The sequence below is a fragment of the Sanguibacter sp. A247 genome, assembly GCF_052324925.1.
Classification (GTDB): Bacteria; Actinomycetota; Actinomycetes; order Actinomycetales; family Cellulomonadaceae; genus Flavimobilis.
The window spans coordinates 52,342-70,016 of record NZ_JBQPRE010000006.1 but is presented as its reverse complement, the minus strand read 5'-3'; the positions used below and the strand labels follow the sequence as shown (position 1 = coordinate 70,016).

Here is a 17,675-nt window from a genome sequence, read left to right as displayed (position 1 = left end):
CAGGGCGACGCGAACGACGTCGTCGCGGAACTCGCGGGGATAGCGCTTGGACATGGGGACATCCTCTCAGCGGTGCTGGTCAGCACCACGGGTGGGTGTCACCTATCCGTGCAGCAGTCCCCTCCTCGCGTCGACGGGGGAGTGGTCGTGGTCGATGGTCGGCCTGCCCGGCGACCGCTCGCCCATGAACCCGCCGTCGACGCAGGCGCTCGCGCACGTCTGGGCCCACGTGCCGCTCGCGCTCCTCGCGCGGCGCGCGCTCGCCGGACGGCTCGACGGGCCGCGCTCCGCGCCGCTGCTCGACAAAGTGGCCGACGCGTCGCTGCGGGCGTTCCTCTGGCACCTGCCGCTCTACGTCGTCGTCACCGCGCTGTGGTTCGCCGCCGGGTGGCCGTTCCCTGAACCTGCGTCGGGCATCTGGTGGGCGACGCGGCCCCTCGTGCTCGTCGTCCTCGGCACGCTGCTCGTCGTGCTCCTTGGCCTGCCGGCGCGGCTGCGTCGTCGTCGGGCGCCCGCGCGGCCGTGAGCCGGCCCCGCCCCCGGTGCTGAGCGGGCGCCCACCCGCAACTTTGTGCGCCGCCGCAATGGCGGGCGGGTGCCCGGACCGGCGAGCGGGGGCCTACCCGCAACTCTCTGCGCCGCCGCAATGGCGGGCGGGTGCCCGGACCGGCGAGCAGCCGCCTACCCGCAGCTTTGTGCGTTACCCGCGGGTCCAGACTCGCGGGTAACGCACAAAGTCGCGGGTAGCCGGTAGCTGGGTAGCCGGTAGCTGGGTCGCCGGGTTGGCGGGCTGGCGGGTTGCGGGGTCAGCGTCGTCGGGCGCCCGCGCGGCTGTGAGCCGGCCCCGCCCACGGGGCTGAGCGGGCGCTCACCCGCAACTTTGTGCGCCGCCGGAAACGGCGAGCAGCCGCGCGACCCGGCGAGCGGGCGGGTGCCTACCCGCAGCTTTGTGCGTTACCCGCGGGTCCAGACTTGCGGGTAGCGCACGAAATTGCGGGTAGCCGGGTAGCCGGGTGGCCGGGTCGGCGGGGTGGCGGGTTGCGGGGTCCGCGTTGTCGGGTGCCTACCCGCAGCTTTGTGCGTTACCCGCGGGTCCAGACTCGCGGGTAACGCACGAAATTGCGGGTAGCCGGGTGGCCGGGTGGCCGGGTAGCTGGGTGGGCAGGTGGCCGGTTAGGCGGGCTGCGTGGGGGTGGGGCGGCGCAGCGAGATGTCGTTGCACGCCTCGCACACGTCCGCCGGGATGAGGCCCGCACGCTGGAGCTTCCCGAAGATCCAGCAGCCGAGGCAGAAGCCCACGAACGCCTCGAGGCTCGCCGCCACGAGCAGGAACCCGATGAGCACCCACGCAACCGCTGGGGCACCGACCAGGTACGCGACGAGGGCGGCCGTCGTCAGGGTCGCGCCGATTCCCTGGGCGAAACGCTTGGGCGGGCCGGGAACGAGGCGCGCCGGACCGAGCCGCGGCGCAATGACGCGCTGCGCGACGAAGCCGAGCGGGGACAGGCGGGGACCCGCGAGCACCCGACCGACGAACCCGGCAGCGAGGACCGCGAGCGGGACCCATGACTGGGTGACGAGGGTGAGGACTCCGAGCGCAACAACGCCCGCTGCAACCGTGCGCGCTGCCCGCTCGTTGACCGGGTTGGGGAAGGTGAAGAACGACGCCATGGGGGCGATGCTGCACCCCGCCCCGCCATTCCCGAGACTTCTGGTCCAGAATCCCACTCCTCGGACGCCCCAGCCTCCCGTCGATGAGCCTTTGACAGCGGACCGCCACCCCTGAGGCGTGCGGGTCGACCGTCGAGCGCACCCGGCCTCCGGCCTGCCGCTCGAGGTCGAGCGCGTCCGGCCTCCGGCCCGCGGGTGCAGCGCGCCGGACTTCCGGCCTGCGGCTCGGGGCCGCGCGCGTGCGACGATGGCGGGGACCCGAGGAGGATCTGTGACCCACCCCCGTAGCCGCTGGGAAGAGATGGTTGAGGCCAACCCCGACCACTCCACCTGGTACGTCGAACGATTCCGCACCATGGCGCGCGAAGGCAAGGACGTCGCAGGCGAGGCCCGCCTCGTCGACGCCATGGCCCCCCGCGGTGCGCGCATCCTCGACGCGGGGTGCGGCCCCGGCCGCGTGGGCGGCGACCTGGCCCAGCGCGGTCACACGGTCGTCGGCGTCGATATCGACCCCGTCCTCATCGCCGCAGCAGAAGAGGACCACCCGGGCCCGACGTGGCTCGTCGGCGACCTCGTCGACCTGGACCTCCCGGCCCGCGGAATCGCCGAGCCCTTCGACGTCATCGTGTGCGCAGGCAACGTCATCACGTTCCTCGCCGACGGCACGCAGAGCGCCGCGCTCGCCCGCATGCACGCGCACCTCGCGCCCGGCGGCCGCGTCGTCGTCGGCTTCGGAGCCGGACGCGGCTACGACGTCCAGACGCTGCTCGCAGATGCGCGCCCGGCAGGGCTCATGCCCGACGTCCTGCTCGCCACGTGGGACTTGCGCCCCTACCAGCCGGACAGCGACTTCGTCGTCGCCGTCCTCCGCGAGGCGTAGTCCCCCGCCAGCGGCGTAGCCCCCCCGCCCGCGGCGTAGGCCTGCGCCCGCGGCGTAGCCCTCCGCCCGCGGAATGACGGGCGGCACGGATGCGGCTGGCACGACAAAGGCCCCGGGCTGGTGCCCGGGGCCTTGCTCTGAGCGGATGACGGGAATCGAACCCGCGCTATCAGCTTGGGAAGCTGAAGTTCTGCCATTGAACTACATCCGCAGAACGCCCCAGCAGGGCGTCGCACCCACGAGTGTACCCGGAACTGCGGGGCCCGTGCGCGCCCCCACGCGCACCTCCCACGCCACGGACACGTGGACACACCGCCCGGGAAGCGCTTGTGCGCGCTGCCCGGGCGGTGAGCTCAGATTCCGACGGCCGAGACCGCGAAGCGTCCCACGAGCTCCGCGCCGGGCTCGAGGACGTGCACACCCGACCCGGGGACGCCCGCCTCGAGCAGCGCGAAGCCACCGTTGGCGTTGGTGGCCGGCTCGACCGCGAACACCGGCCACCCCGGCGGCACGTAGACGACCCAGTGGGCGTACACGTCGTCGTGGTCGATCGTCACCTCGACGTCAGACCCGTCCTCACGCGCACCCGGGTACGTGATGCGTGCAGGCTCGCCCGGCACCGCGACGAGGCAGTCGTCGACAAACACCTGCCCGAGCGGGCGCGCCTCGCGGAAGTCCGCGCGCGCAGGGACCTCACCAGCGGGCCCCGTCGCGACCGCGTTCGTCAACGCGTACCCCGCGCTCGCAGGCAGCGTGAGCAGCGCGTCGCCGCGCCCCGGAACGAGCTCCCGCACGAAGTACGGGTGATGACCCATCCCCGCGGGGAAAGGCTCGTCATCGACGTTCGCCACCGACGTCGTCACCGCCAGGCCCGAGCCCGTGAGCTCGTACGTGAGGGACGCCGTGAAGTCCCACGGGAAACCCACCCCCACGACCGTGCGCGAGTCGAACGTGAGCGTCACGCTCGTCGCCGACGAGGCGACGACGTCGAACGCGTACCGCAGGACCGCACCGTGCATCGACGTGCCGTCCGCAGCCGTCCGCGGCAGACGCCACGAGCGCCCCCGGAACGTCAGCTCGCACCCCGAGACGCGATTCGACCATGGGATGAGCGGGAAGCTCGAGCAGGCGTCGGGCGTGTGAAAACGCTCCGGGTCCGTCGGACGCAGCAGGTCGCGCCACGTGCCGTCGACGAGGACGCGCACGAACGCGAGCGCACCCGCCGCCCCGGGCAGGACCCCGACGTGCCACGAGTCGTCACGCAGCTCGACGAGCGAACCATCATCGCCAGGCCCCAGCGCGCGGCGCGCCGCGGACGAGGCCGAAGCCCCCTCCGCGGCGCGCGCGATGACCCGGAGGTCGGTGCTCACAGCGTGACGTCCACCGTGACCTCGGAACCCTCGGGCGCCCACGGAACCGTCGTCCCCTCAATCGCCACACCGTCGACCGTCAGGCGCGGCTGAGCGCCACGCTCACCCGAGTTACGGACGTTGACGGTGTACGTCGCGCCGCGCGCGACACGCGTCACCGTGAACTCCGGCACGTCCGGGCCGATGCACGGGTCGACGACGAGACCGTCGTGATCCGGGCGCACGCCCAGGAGGTGCTGGGAGACCGCGACGAAGTTCCACGCAGCCGTGCCCGTGAGCCAGGAGTTCTTGGCCTCGCCGTGGCGGACCGCCTCCTTGCCGGCGATCATCTGCGCGTACACGTACGGCTCGAGCCGGTGCACGTCAGAGATGTCCTCGCGGTAGGCGGGAGTGATCTTGCGGTAGAGGTCGAAGGCCTTGTCGCCGCGACCCAGGACGGTCTCACCGATGATGACCCACGGGTTGTTGTGGCAGAAGATGCCACCGTTCTCCTTGTAGCCCGGCGGGTACGTGGAGACCTCACCCATGTTCACCTGGTAGCTCGTGTACGCGGGGAACTGGAGCACGTTGCCGTGGTCCGTCCCGAGCATCTCCTCGACCTTGTCGAGCGCAAGCTCGGCACGCGAGACGCCCGCGTCGGTCTCGACGTCAGCGCCGATCCCCGCCATGGTCGCGAAGCCCTGGGGCTCGATCCAGATCTTGCCCTCGGCGTCCGCGTCGGTGCCGATCGGGGTGCCGTAGTAGTCGTATGCACGGAGGAACCACTTGCCGTCCCAGCCGTGCGACAGCACGGCCTGCTCCATGGCAGCGACCTCGCCGAGCGCGTTCTCGGCGACCTCGGCCAGACCACGACGCGACGCGATCTCCGCGTACTCGCGGCCGTACAGCACGAACTGTGCGGCGATGAACACGGACTCGGCGACGCCACCCGACTGGTTCTGGGTCGTCTGGAAGGACTCCCCGGGCTCCCACGAGAAGCAGTTGAGGTTGAGGCAGTCGTTCCAGTCAGCACGGCCGATGAGCGGCAGGCCGTGCGGGCCGCGGTTGTCGACCGTGAAGTTGAACGAGCGCGTGAGGTGCTCGAAGAGCGGAACCTCGGTGCCCGCCTCGTTGTCGAACGGGACGGGCTCGTCGAGGATCGACCAGTCGCCCGTCTCCTTGAGGTAGGCCGAGACGCCCGCGACGAGCCACATGGGGTCGTCGTTGAAGCCCGAGCCGATGTCGTTGTTCCCGCGCTTCGTCAGCGGCTGGTACTGGTGGTACGCGGAGCCGTCAGCGAACTGCGTCGACGCGATGTCGATGATGCGCTCGCGGGCGCGCTCGGGCACGAGGTGCACGAAGCCGAGGAGGTCCTGGTTGGAGTCTCGGAAGCCCATGCCGCGGCCGATCCCGGTCTCGAAGTACGAGGCCGAGCGCGACATGTTGAACGTCACCATGCACTGGTACTGGTTCCAGATGTTGACCATCCGGTCGAGCTTGTCGTCGGTCGACGTCACCGAGTACGTCGAGAGCAGGCGCGTCCAGTACGCCTGGAGCTCGGCGAACGACGCGTCGACCTGCTCGGTCGTGGCGAAGTCAGCGAGCAGCGCGTGTGCGCGGCTCTTGTTGACGACCTGGAGCTCCTTGATCCCGCGGGCTTCATCGGCGGGCTCCCACTTCTCTTCGCGCGGGTTCTCGAGGTAGCCGAGAACGAACGTGTAGACCTGCGAGGCGCCGGGCTCGAGCGTGACGTCGAGCTGGTGCGAGCCGATCGGGTACCAGCCGGATGCGACCGAGTTCTCTGCCTTGCCCGCGAACGGCACCGCGGCTTCGCCGAGGGAGTTGTAGGCGCCGACGAAGGTGTCGCGGTCCGTGTCGAAGCCCGCTGCGGTCGCGTTGACGCCGTAGACGGCGTAGTGGTCGCGGCGCTCGCGGTACTCGGTGCGGTGGTAGATCGCGGTGCTCGACGGGCGGTCGGTCTCGACCTCGACCTCGCCGATCGAGAGGTTGCGCTGGTAGTTCGTCTGGTCATCCTGGGCGTTCCACAGGCAGAACTCGACGAAGCTGAACAGCGAGACGCTCTTGGGGGCGTCGGAGGTGTTGGTGAGCGTGACCTTCTGGATCTCGGCGTTGACGCCGACGGGCACGAAGAAGAGGGTCTCGACGCTCAGGCCGCCGCGCTCTCCGACCATGCGGGAGTACCCGAGGCCGTGGCGGGCCTCGAAGCGGTCGAGCTCAGCCTTGACGGGCATCCACGACGGGGTCCACACGTCGCCGCCGTCGTTGATGTAGAAGTACCGGCCGCCCGCGTCCGCCGGCACGTTGTTGTAGCGGTAGCGCGTGAGGCGGCGCATCTTCGCGTCACGGTAGAACGAGTAGCCGCCCGCCTGGTGGGAGATGAGCGAGAAGAACTCCTGGGACCCCAGGTAGTTGATCCAGGGGTACGGAGTGTGGGGGGTGGTGATGACGTACTCGCGGGCTTCGTCGTCGAAGTGTCCGTAGCGCATGGTCGCCTCTCGGGCCTCGTTGGCAGGATGTGTGGAAGCGCTCCCACACCGGATTGCGATGATCATAGCCCGACGCTCCGCCGAATGGGAACGACGGGGGAGACACACCCGCGCGAGACGGCCCACGCACGCGCGCGCCCACGCTTGTACCGTAGACCCGTGCTGCTCTCCGATCGTGATATCCGTGCCGAGCTCGACGCATCCCGGGTCGTTCTCGACCCCTACGACCCCGCCCTCATCCAGCCGTCGAGCATCGACGTGCGTCTCGACCGCTACTTCCGGCTGTTCGACAACCACCGGTACCCGCACATCGACCCCTCGACCGAGCAGCCCGACCTCACGCGACTCGTCGAGACGCCCGCGAACGAGCCCTTCGTGCTCCACCCGGGCGAGTTCGTGCTCGGCGCCACCTACGAACAGGTGACGCTGCCCGACGACATCGCCGCGCGCCTCGAAGGCAAGAGCTCCCTCGGCCGCCTCGGCCTCCTCACCCACTCGACCGCGGGCTTCATCGACCCCGGCTTCTCAGGCCACGTCACCCTCGAGCTGTCGAACGTCGCGACCCTGCCGATCATGCTGTGGCCCGGCATGAAGATCGGCCAGCTGTGCTTCTTCCGCCTCTCGACGCCCGCCGAGCACCCCTACGGCTCGAGCGTCTACGGCTCGCGCTACCAGGGGCAGCGCGGCCCGACAGCCTCCCGCTCGTGGCAGTCCTTCCACCGGAGCGAGGTCTGAGCATGCCGGCCCTCGAGCCGCTCCCCGCCGAGCCCGACGACGCACTGCACAGCGGAGCCGGCCGCCAGCGGCGCGTGCGCCACATGCTCGTCCTCGGCGGTGCCGCCGACGGCGGCGAGATTGCGCGCGACGACCTCCTCGAGCTCGCCGAGCTCGCCGCCTGCCGGTTCGCCTCGGCACGCCTCGCGACGCCACCCGGCCCCGTCGGCGCCGTCACGCCCGGCGTCATCGAGCTTTCGCGTCACACGACGCTCGCCGGGCCCTACGGCCCCGGAGCAGGCCTGCGCGCACCCGGAACCGCCCACGTCGTCGACATCTGCGTGCCGCGTGAACGCGGCGAACGCGCGCTCGCGGGATCAAGCGATCCCGACGGCCTCGCCCGAGTCTTTGACGCCGGCCTGCCGATGCGTGAAGAGGGGCGCATCGTCGCGTGGCTCGTTGACGTCGCCCGACGCCTGCGCGGCACGCTCGTCCTCGCGACCGACGCGGGGCCCGTGACGCTGACGCCCGACCCCGACGCCCACGTCGACCTCGCGGTCTACTCGGACGTGTGGCTCGACCCCGAGGCCGCGCTCGCGACCCTCCGCAGCCTCGACGCGCGCGTCGTGTACGCGCCCGACGGGACGGACTGGGGCGGCCCGCCGCCCGAGCTGCGCACGATCGGCCCCGCCATCTCCGTCCTCGAGGACACCGAGCGCACCGCGCTGCACGACGAGGCGGACGCCTTCGACATCGGCAACCTCACCGCACCCGAGCAACGCACCGGATACGCGCTTCACCTCGACCTTGGCGACGACGGCCTCATCGCCGTCGAGATCGGTGGCGAGGACGAGCTCCCGCCGTCCGTGCGCCGCAACGCATGGGCCGCCGATGGCGCCGTCGCCTACCGCGTGCGCTGGTTCCCGCTCGACGACGCCGAGCTGCTCGAAGCGATGCCCACACCCGGGCACCGGATCGCGCGCTCCCGTGCCGCGGAGCGCATGGGCCAGCTCACGCGCGTCCTCCACGACGCCGTCGGAGGGATCGTCACGGACGCGGCAGCCCTCCCCGTCCACCCGGACGACCTCTAGGCGCGCTCCGGCCGGTCGGCGACGGCGCGCGCCCGACGCGCCAGCCGGGCGTCGAAGGCGAGCCCGGCCGCGCTGCGAATTGACCGAGTTCACGCTTGAGGAAGCGACCGGCGGTCCGCTGCCGCACTGACTGACAGCGTGGCGCCTCCCCGCCCGGAGGAGGAACGCGTCAGCCTGTCGGCAGAGACGCGCGACCACGACGTGGGGGCGGGGGCGTCCGGCCCGCCTCGGCGTAGCGGCGGAGCGTGAGCTCCGCGAGGCGCTCGTCCGGTGCGAGCGGCGCCGCGACGACGTCCGCCCCGGCCTCGAGCACGCGGTCGTGGAAGTAGCCGGGCGCGAGCAGGTACGACGCGATGACGACGCGGCGGCCCGACGCGCGCGCCTCGGCAACGGCCGCTGGGACGCGTGGCTCGGCGCCCGCGCCGAAGCCGACGAGCAGACCGCCCGGCGACGCGCCCGACGAGCAGGCTCCCGTCGAGCTGGCGTTCGGCACACCCGCCGCCGACGGCGCACCGACCTCCCGGCCTAACGCCGCCGCGAGCCCGGCCGCGACCTCGGCAACCGCCTCGGCCGCCGCCGGGTCCGACGAGCCTGCGGCCGCGAGCACGAGAGCGTCGTCGTCCCTCAGGCCGGCCTCGCGCAACCGGTCGACAAGGATCTCCACGAGAACCGCGTCAGGCCCGAGCGGACCGGAGGCCGCGGCGCCGGCAGGCTCGACCGCCGCTGCCACATCAACCTTGACGTGAAAGCCCACTGAAAGCAGGAGCGGCACGACAACCGCACGGCCCGCCTCCGCGAGCGCGCCATGCACGACGTCAGTAACCTCGGGCTGCTGCACGTCGACGAACGCCTCGCGCACGTCAAGGTCCGGCCGCAGCCGGCGCACGTCGTCGAGGATCGAGGTGATCGCCGCGCGACCCGCAAGGTTCGCGGTTCCGTGCGAGCACCCGACGAGCACAGGGGCCAGACCGGTCATGAATCCTCCAGCGCGAGGCGATAGCCCCTCTTGACGACGGTCGCCACGAGCGCGCGCGACCCCGACGCCTCACGCAGCCGCGCGATCGCGACCTCCGCAGCATGCGGGTCGCGGGACTCGCCCGGAAGCGCGTCGAGCACCTGGTCACGCGTGACGACACCCCCGCGAGCCTGCGCGAGAACCCGCAGAACCTCAAGTCCCGCAGGCGTGAGCGGCAGCACCCGACCGTCGAGCACGGCCGAACCCCGGTGCACGCGAAGCGGACCCGCGACCGTCGCGAGCGACTCCAGCTCCGCGTAGTGGCTGACGACGAGCCGCACGAGCGACCCCAGCCGACCACGATCGGGCACGATCGGCGTCATCCCGCGCTCCAGGAGCGGGGCCGCAGTGACGGGCCCGACAGCAGCCATGACGACGCTTCCGGCTGCGCAGCGCGCGACGACCGCGTCCAGCACCCCCGCGTCCTCGGCCGCAGCAAGCCACGCGGACGCGCCCGGCGCGGACGTGAACGTCACCGCGTCGATCTCGCCCGCCGCAACCGCGCGCACGGATGCTGTGACCGCCTCCGGATCGGGCGGCGGGCCCCACCGGTAGACGACGAGCGACCGCACACGCGCACCCGCCACGCGAAACGCCTCGTCCAGACCGTCGGAGCCCGCACCGTGATGCTGCACAGCGATGTTGCGGCCCGCGACCCCCTCGTCAAGCAGATGCTGCGCGACCTCAGCGCTCGTCTCGGACTCGGCAACCCAGTCGGGAACGAGCCCGGCCGCCTGGATCGCACCGCGCGCCTTAGGGCCGCGCGCAACGATCCGTGCGCCGCGCAGAGCCTCGACGAGCTCGTCGGCGAGCCCCGCCGCGTCCGCGGCCTCGATCCACCCGCGCAGGCCGATACCTGTCGTCACGACGACCGTGTCCGGCGGATCGGCGACAAGGTCGCGGGTCGCCGCGAGAAGGGCCTCGTCGTCGACGTTCGGAACCATGCCGAGCGCAGCCGCATGCCGCACCGACGCACCCCGGCGCGCAAGCGCAGCCTCGAGCTCGTTCTTGCGACGCTCCGCCGTGACGAGAACGACGCAGCCCGCGAGGGTCTGGTCGATGTGCGCGGCAGCGCCCCCGGCAGTGATGGTCACGAGACCATTGTGACGGCCGGGCGACGCGCAGCGCCGACGTGTCCGCTCACGCGGTCGTCCCGACCTCGACGACGCCCGCGACGACGCGCACCGGCCACGTGCGCAGGTCCGGTCCCTGCCCGTCGAGGGGCACCCGCCCGACGGGGTCGAGACACACACCCGTGCGGAGGTCGAAGACCTGCTTGTACATGGGGGAGGCAAGCGTCGGGACGCGCGTGCCCTCGACGAGCCGCGAGCCGACGATCCCGCGCGCGAGCACGTGCGAACCGCAGAACGGGTCGAGCTGCTGGACCGCCGCGACGGACCCGTCGACGAGCCGCACGAGCGCAACCTGGTCACCCGCGACGAGCGCGGCCGCGCCGCGCTCGGGAGCCAGATCGTCGAGCGTGCACACCGGCACCCACGTGACCGAGAGCATCGAGAGTGTCATGAGCGAACCTCCAAGGTGGAACCGGCGACGAGCACAGGCTCGCCGCGGCGAGCCGCCGCGACTTCGGCGGCTGTTGCGGGCCGGACCTGCCCGCGCTCGGGGACGTACGCGAGCGAAGGGTCCGGAGTCTGGGGAGCGTTGACGAAGGACGCGAAGCGACGCAGCTTCTCCGGGTCGGCGAGCGTCGCAGCCCACTCGTCCTCGTAGGACGCGACGTGCTGGGCCATCTGCGCGTCAAGATCCGCGCAGATGCCGAGCGAGTCCTCGAGGACGACCGCGCGCACGCCGTCGAGCCCGCCCTCGACCTCGTCCACCCACGGCGCCGTGCGTTGCAGCCGGTCAGCCGTGCGCACGTAGTAGAGAAGGAAGCGGTCGATCGTCTGCACGAGCGTCTCGGTGTCGAGATCCTCCGCGAGCAGCCGCGCGTGCCGCGGCGTGAAGCCGCCGTTGCCGCCGACGTACACGTTCCAGCCCTTGTCCGTCGCGATGACGCCGACGTCCTTGCCACGCGCCTCCGCACACTCCCGCGCGCAGCCCGAGACCCCGAGCTTGATCTTGTGAGGCGAACGCAGGCCCCGGTAGCGGAGCTCGAGCATGACCGCGAGACCCACCGAGTCCTGCACGCCGAAGCGGCACCACGTCGAGCCGACGCACGACTTCACGGTGCGCAGCGACTTGCCGTACGCGTGCCCCGACTCGAAGCCCGCGTCGACCAGGCGCTGCCAGACCGCGGGGAGCTGGTCGAGGCGTGCACCGAACAAGTCGATGCGCTGACCGCCCGTGACCTTCGTGTACAGGCCGTAGTCGCGGGCGATCTCGCCGACCGCGATGAGGCCTTCGGGCGTCACCTCCCCACCCGGCATGCGCGGCACGACCGAGTACGAGCCGTCCTTCTGGAGGTTCGCCATGACATGGTCGTTCGTGTCCTGAAGTGCGGCGCGCTCGCCCTCAAGGACGTGCCCGGGTGCCGTCGTCGAGAGGATTGACGCCACCACGGGGCGGCAGATGTCGCAGCCGCGCGCACCCGCGTCGGACCCAAACCGGGCGACGACGTCCGTGAATGACGTGACGCCCGAGACGAGGATCGCGTCGTAGAGCTGGGCGCGCGAGAGCTCAAAGTGTTCGCACAGCGCGGTCGAGACGACGACGCCCTGCTTCGCGAGCTCGGTCCCCACGATCTTCTTGACGAGTGGAAGGCACGAGCCGCACGACGTGCCGGCCTTGGTGCAGGCCTTGACCTCGCCGAGGTCCGTGCAGCCGCGCTCAGCGACCGCCTCGCGAATCGTGCCTGCCGTGACGTTGTTGCACGAGCACACCGATGCATCGTCAGGGACCTCGAGCTCGGGTGCGCCGCCCCCGCCCTCGGGGAGCAGGTACGCGGACGGGTCGCCCGGGAGTTCGCGGCCCAGCTGGGGCCGCAGTGTCGCGTACGCCGAGGCGTCGCCGACGAAGACTCCGCCGAGCAACGTGCGCGCATCGTCGGAGACGACGAGCTTCTTGTAGACGCCCGCGACCGGGTCTGCCCACACCACCTCGAGCGCGCCCGGGGTCAGCGCGAACGGGTCCCCGAAGCTCGCGACGTCGACGCCTGACAGCTTAAGCTTCGTCGCGGTGTCCGCCCCCGGGAAAAGCGCCGCGCCCCCGAGGAGCCGGTCGACCGCAACCTCCGCCATGGCATAGCCGGGAGCGACGAGGCCGATGCATGCGCCCTGGATGGACGCGACCTCGCCGATCGCCGAGATCGCGGGGTCCGATGTCCGGCACGCGTCGTCGACGACGACGCCGCCGCGCTCACCGATCTCCAGCTCGGCCGCTCGCGCGAGCTCGTCACGTGGGCGGACGCCCGCCGCCACGACGACGACGTCCGCGTCGACTCGTGCACCGTCGGCCAGCTCGAGCCGCCCGACACCGCCTCTGCGGTGCGGCCGCGCGCGCGTCGTCATCGCGTCGAGCCGCACGCCGATGCCGAGGCCGTTGATGAGGCGTCGCAGCGCTTCGCCGCCGCCCAGGTCGATCTGAGCGGACATGAGGTGCGTGCCCACCTGGAGGACCGTCGCCTGCGCTCCCAGGGCGCGCAGCGCTCCCGCCGCCTCAAGGCCGAGGAGTCCGCCGCCGAGGACCGCCCCACGCACGACGGACCGCGTGAGACGCAGCTCCTCGACGTAGCCGCGCAGCGCAGCGACGTCGTCGAGCGTGCGGTAGACGAAGACTCCCGGAAGGTCTGCGCCCTTGATGGGCGGAACCCACGCGGACGAGCCGGTCGCGAGCACGAGGTGGTCGTAATGCTCGGTGTGCCCGCGTGCGGTCTGCACCGTGCGTGCCTCGCGGTCGATCGTCACGACCGCGTCGTCCTTGCGGAACGTGACGAGGGGGTCCTCCCACAGGGTGGGGTCGCCGAGCGCAAGGTCCTCGGGGTCACGGGCGGAGAAGTAGCTCGTGAGCGCGACCCGGTCGTAAGGGCGCCGGGGCTCTTCGCCGAGGACGACGACACGCCACTGCCCGGCCGTGTCGCGGGAGCGCAAGGCCTCGACGAGTCGCTGCGCCACCATGCCTGCGCCGATGACGACGAGTGTGCGGGTCATGGAAAGTCTCCGTCCGACGAGGTGCGAATGCCTGTCGTCGACGGTAGGAGAGCAGTGTTTCCGGCCCGGGCGCGGGTGTGTTTCGCTCGCGCAACCTTGTCCGCACAGCCGGGTGCGCCGCGGTGTGAGCGCGCGCCGGCCTGGTCGGGCCCGCAGACCCGTGGGTGCGGGATCGCCGAGGCGTGGCGGAAGCGCCCGCCGGGTCGTCTGAGCCCCAGGACCCGGCGGGCGCCGTCTAGTAGACGTCGCGCACGTAGCGTCGTTGCGCCATGAGGCGCTTGACGTACGCGGCGGCGTCCTCGGGCGACATGCGCCCGTGGTCGGCGACGATCTCGCGCAGCGCGACATCGACGTCGCGTGCCATGCGCGCGGCGTCGCCGCAGACAAAGAACGAGGCCCCGCCCTCGAGCCACGACCACACACGCGCGCCGTGCTCGCGCAGACGGTCCTGGACGTACACCTTGGTGCGCTGGTCCCGCGAGAATGCCGTGTCGAGGCGCGCCAGCGTGCCGTCGGCGAGCATCTGCCCCAGCCGCTCCCGGTGATAGAAGTCGCTCGCCTCGTGCTGCTCACCGAAGAACAGCCAGCTCGGCGCCGTGTGACCGGCCGCCCGCCGCTCCTCGAGGAACCCGAGGAACGGGGCGACACCCGTGCCGGGTCCGACCATGATCGCGCGCGTGTCCGGTGCGGGGGGCCGGAAGTGCGCGGTCGGCTGCACGTGCACCGGAACGACCGACCCGCGCGGTGCATCCGCGAGGAACGTCGAGCACAGGCCGCCACGCGCGACCCCTGCGGGCGAGGTGTACCGCACGACCGACATCGTCAGCTCGACGCGGCCCGGTGAGACGAGCGGCGTCGACGAGATCGAGTACTGCCGGGGGGCGAGCGGCCGCAGCGTCGCGAGGACGTCGGCCGGTGGGAGGCGCGGCGCGAGCTCCGCCAGAATGTCGACCGGCTGACGGCACCACAGCCATCGGGCGAGGTCATCACGGTTGTCGCGCCGCACGAGTCGCTTGAGCCCCGCGTCGCCCGACCGCTCCGCGACGAGCGCGAGCAGGTCGGACGTCGTGCGCGTGAGGTCGACGTGGCGGGCGAGCGCCCAGACGAGGCTTCCATGCCTCCCGGCCACCGTGACGTTCGCTGCCGCGTCCCAGCCCGTGACGTCGAGCCACTCAGCGACGAGCGCTGACGCGTTCGTCGCGTGGACGGCGATCGCGTCACCCGCGCGGTAGCTCACCTCGCGCGGGGAACCGGCCACGTCGAGGACGACGTGACGGACCTCCTTCGCGGAGCCCGACCCCGAGAGCAGGCGAGACTCGACGAGCACGGCCTCGCCGGGCTCACGTCGTGAGGCGCGGGGGCCAGGGGCAGCGTCCTGCGGCGCGGAGCGTGAGGAGACAGCGGGGCGCGACGGGCTCGTACCCGACGCCCCCGCCTCCGGGGCGGCGGTGCCCGACACCCCCGCGCCCGACGCCCCCGTGCCCGGTCTCCGCGCGCTCGCGGACTCCGCCGCAAGCGCCGCGCACACCTGCGCGAGCCACTCATCGACGAGGTCGTCGTCGCCCGCCTCCGTGTCGGCGCGCGCGGTCAGCCGCTGTGCGCCGAGCTCCGCGAGGCGGTGGTCGAGCCGACGACCGTGCCCGCAGAACCGATCGAAGGACGCATCCCCGAGGGCGAGGACCGCGAAGCGTGTGCCCTCGAGCCGACGCGCCGCCGGGTCGATGAGCGACTCCCACAGCTCGACCCCGTCGTCGGGGGCCTCACCGTCACCGAACGTGCTCGTGACGATGAGCAGGTCGCCTTCGCGTGGCAAGGCGTCACGACGCGTGGTTCCCGCGCCGACGAGGCGGGGGGTGTGGCCCGCGGCCGTGAGCCGCGCCGCGACGTGGCCCGCGAGGTCCTCGGCGGTCCCCGTCTGCGAGGACCACACCACTGTGAGCGGCCGGGCCCCCGCGCGCGCGTCGTCGCCCGCGAAGGCGCTCTCGATCATCCCGTCGACCCACTGTGACTCCTCGGGCGTCAGCGGTGCCGCGAGCGCCCGCCCGGCGGGGACCCGAGCGGCGGGAACGGCCGCCGGGACGACCGTGAGCGCAACGGCGCACACCTTGAGCTCGGGCTGGAACGACAGCGGGTCGACGGCGTCGTTCGTCACCGCGTTGATCGCGAGGTCCGGACCCGCAAGGTCGTTCCAGTGAATCGGCGCGAACACGCAGCCGGGCGGCACTCGATCGGTGATCGTTGCGGGCAGAACGGCGTGGCCCCGGCGCGAGGTGAGCTCAAGGCTGTCGCCTGCGGCCAGGCCGAGACGCTCCGCGTCGGCGGGGTTGACCTCGACGAAGGGCGCGGGTGCGAGCCGGTTGAGCTTGGCGACGCGGCCCGTCTTCGTCATCGTGTGCCACTGGTGCTGCACGCGGCCGGTCGTGAGGACGAACGGGTAGTCGTCGTCGGGCAGCTCGGCCGCGGGGACGTGCGGCCGAGCCCACAGGCGTGCCCGGCCCGACGGCGTCGCGAACCGCAGCCGCGGACGCGTCCCGTCGGGGTGGGTGAGAACGGGGGAGTGCACGCCGTCGTTGAGGTACCGCACGGGATTGCGGCGTGGCCCGCCGGGCGCGGCCGGCCACTGGACGGGTCCCTCGCGCAGGCGTTCGTACGTGATCCCGCGCAGGTCGTAGCCCGTCGCGGGGTTGGAGAACAGACGCAGCTCCTCGAAGACCTCGTGCGACGACGCATGGTCGAAGCCGGTGAAGCCCATGGCACGTGCCAGGTGCGCAATGAGCTCCCAGTCCGCAAGCGCGTCGCCGGGCGCCTGCAGGGCGCCGCGCGCCAGGGTGAGGTTGCGCTCGGAGTTCACCATGACCCCGTCGGCCTCTGACCACAGCGCGGCGGGCAGGACGACGTCAGCGTGCCGCGTCGTGTCCGTGTCCGCAAACGCGTCCTGCACGACGACGAGCTCGGCCGCAGCGAGACCTCGCAGCACGGTGTCGCGATTGCCCATCGACGCGACCGGGTTCGTGCAGATGATCCATGCGGCCCGCACCTCGCCCTCGGCGAGACGCTCGAAGAGCTCGACGGTTCCGCGGCCCGAGGACTCCGCGCGGATCGTCCCCGCAGGGAGGTCCCAGGCGCGTTCGACGAACGCCCGGTCGGCCGCGTCGAGGGCGCTGCGCTGCCCGGGCAGGCCCGGTCCCATATAGCCCATCTCTCGGCCTCCCATCGCGTTGGGCTGGCCCGTGAGAGAGAACGGCCCCGCGCCGGGGCGGCAGATCGCACCCGTGAGGAGATGAAGGTTGATGAGTGCGTTCGTCGACCAGGTGCCGTGGACGGACTGGTTGAGGCCCATCGTCCAGCACGACACCCACCGGCCGCGTGCGACGACGATGAGGTCGGCGACCGCGCGTACCTGCTCCTCGGGGATGCCCGTGAGCCGCTCGACCTCGCTCGGCGGATAGTCCGCGAGCAACGCTTCGAGATCGTCGCGGCCCTCCGTGTGCTCCGCGAGGAACTCCTCGTCGAGCCCGCCTGCCTCAGCAACGAGCCGTGCGAGCCCGTTGAGCAGTGCGATGTCGGTTCCGGGTCGCACGGCGAGGTGGATGTCGGCCTTCGCGGCCGTCGCCGTGAAGCGCGGGTCGATGACGACGAGCCGCGCGCCCGCCTTGACGCGGTCGAGCATGCGCAGGAAGAGGATGGGGTGGCAGTCGGCCATGTTCGCGCCGACGACGACGAACAGGTCGGCCGCGTCGATGTCGTCGTACGACCCGGGCGGGGCATCCGAGCCGAGCGAGAGCTTGTACCCGGTGCCGGCGCTCGCCATGCACAGGCGAGAGTTCGACTCGATCCACCGCGTGCGCAGCGCCCCCTTGGCGAACTTGTTCGCGAGGTACTGCGCCTCGATGCTCATCTGTCCCGAGACGTAGAGCGCAACCGCGTCAGGGCCGTGCTCGGCCACGATCTCGGTGAAGCGGCGCGCAACGAGCTCGATCGTGTGCGCGAGCGGTGCAGGTGCGAGCTCGGCGTCGCGTTGGGGGCGCACGAGGGCGCTCGTGGCCCGACCGCCCGCGACGACGACGTCGAGCGTTGTCGCGCCCTTCGTGCACAGGCGGCCTCGGTTGGCGGGGTGCGCGGAGTCCCCGCGCGAGGACGTCGGCGTGCGTGTTCCGTCGGCGTCCTCGTGGACCTCGAGGATGATTCCGCAGCCGACGCCGCAGTATCCGCACACGGTTCGCACGCTGTCGGTGCCCGGGCGTGCGCCCGCAGCCCCGACGCCTGCGAGGCCCGCGGTCGGGCTCGTGCTGACCTCACTCACAGCCCCGGTCCCCGGGTCGAGGGCCCCGGGGACCGGAGT

12 protein-coding genes and 1 tRNA gene are annotated in these 17,675 nt (G+C 72.0%); 4 read left to right on the top strand and 9 right to left on the bottom strand.

Annotated elements, in window-relative coordinates; translation table 11 throughout:
• Positions 1–184: 184 nt before the first annotated feature.
• A complete protein-coding gene (locus ACTVCO_RS11870; RefSeq protein ID WP_443728643.1) occupies positions 185–526 on the top strand; it encodes a hypothetical protein in 342 nt (113 codons plus the stop codon).
• Between the two features lie 647 nt (positions 527–1,173).
• Here the strand turns inward: ACTVCO_RS11870 and ACTVCO_RS11865 are convergent.
• Complete coding sequence (locus ACTVCO_RS11865; protein WP_443728642.1) at positions 1,174–1,671, bottom strand: DUF4395 domain-containing protein; 498 nt, start codon at positions 1,669–1,671, stop codon at positions 1,174–1,176.
• Positions 1,672–1,942: 271 nt separating this feature from the next.
• Between ACTVCO_RS11865 and ACTVCO_RS11860 the strand changes: the two genes are divergently transcribed.
• Positions 1,943–2,551 carry a class I SAM-dependent methyltransferase gene (locus ACTVCO_RS11860; protein ID WP_443728641.1) on the top strand — a complete coding sequence of 203 codons (609 nt, stop codon included), beginning with the start codon at positions 1,943–1,945 and terminating at the stop codon, positions 2,549–2,551.
• Between the two features lie 140 nt (positions 2,552–2,691).
• Here ACTVCO_RS11860 and ACTVCO_RS11855 read toward each other — a convergent pair.
• The 3 genes from ACTVCO_RS11855 to ACTVCO_RS11845 all read right to left on the bottom strand — a co-directional run bounded on the left by ACTVCO_RS11855 (position 2,692) and on the right by ACTVCO_RS11845 (position 6,407).
• Positions 2,692–2,762: transfer RNA gene (locus ACTVCO_RS11855), tRNA-Gly, on the bottom strand.
• A 142-nt stretch (positions 2,763–2,904) separates the two neighbouring features.
• Positions 2,905–3,921: an aldose epimerase family protein gene (locus ACTVCO_RS11850; RefSeq protein WP_443728640.1), complete on the bottom strand. Its 1,017-nt coding sequence runs from the start codon at positions 3,919–3,921 to the stop codon at positions 2,905–2,907.
• A complete protein-coding gene (locus tag ACTVCO_RS11845) occupies positions 3,918–6,407 on the bottom strand; it encodes a GH36-type glycosyl hydrolase domain-containing protein (protein WP_443728639.1) in 2,490 nt (829 codons plus the stop codon). Before ACTVCO_RS11845 ends, ACTVCO_RS11850 begins: the two co-directional genes overlap by 4 nt.
• Positions 6,408–6,566: 159 nt before the next feature.
• Between ACTVCO_RS11845 and dcd the strand changes: the two genes are divergently transcribed.
• Positions 6,567–7,142 (top strand): dCTP deaminase, encoded by a 576-nt coding sequence (gene dcd / locus ACTVCO_RS11840; protein ID WP_443728638.1) that lies wholly within the window; start codon positions 6,567–6,569, stop codon positions 7,140–7,142.
• Positions 7,143–7,144: 2 nt separating this feature from the next.
• Positions 7,145–8,212 (top strand): hypothetical protein, encoded by a 1,068-nt coding sequence (locus tag ACTVCO_RS11835; RefSeq protein WP_443728637.1) that lies wholly within the window; start codon positions 7,145–7,147, stop codon positions 8,210–8,212.
• Positions 8,213–8,381: 169 nt separating this feature from the next.
• Here the strand turns inward: ACTVCO_RS11835 and ACTVCO_RS11830 are convergent, their stop codons facing one another.
• The 5 genes from ACTVCO_RS11830 to ACTVCO_RS11810 all read right to left on the bottom strand — a co-directional run bounded on the left by ACTVCO_RS11830 (position 8,382) and on the right by ACTVCO_RS11810 (position 17,636).
• Positions 8,382–9,188, bottom strand: a complete 807-nt coding sequence (locus ACTVCO_RS11830) for a sirohydrochlorin chelatase (RefSeq protein ID WP_443728636.1) — start codon at positions 9,186–9,188, stop codon at positions 8,382–8,384.
• Positions 9,185–10,321, bottom strand: coding sequence for a uroporphyrinogen-III synthase (locus tag ACTVCO_RS11825; RefSeq protein WP_443728635.1), 1,137 nt, complete (start codon positions 10,319–10,321; stop codon positions 9,185–9,187). Before ACTVCO_RS11825 ends, ACTVCO_RS11830 begins: the two co-directional genes overlap by 4 nt.
• Before the next feature lie 46 nt (positions 10,322–10,367).
• A complete protein-coding gene (locus ACTVCO_RS11820) occupies positions 10,368–10,751 on the bottom strand; it encodes a nitrite reductase (NAD(P)H) small subunit (protein ID WP_443728634.1) in 384 nt (127 codons plus the stop codon).
• Entirely contained in the window at positions 10,748–13,333 is a 2,586-nt protein-coding gene (gene nirB / locus ACTVCO_RS11815) for a nitrite reductase large subunit NirB (RefSeq protein ID WP_443728633.1), read from the bottom strand. Before nirB ends, ACTVCO_RS11820 begins: the two co-directional genes overlap by 4 nt.
• Positions 13,334–13,568: 235 nt before the next feature.
• The gene (locus ACTVCO_RS11810; RefSeq protein WP_443728632.1) at positions 13,569–17,636 is read right to left on the bottom strand and encodes a molybdopterin-dependent oxidoreductase; all 4,068 of its coding nucleotides are present in this window, start codon (positions 17,634–17,636) and stop codon (positions 13,569–13,571) included.
• Positions 17,637–17,675: the final 39 nt, after the last annotated feature.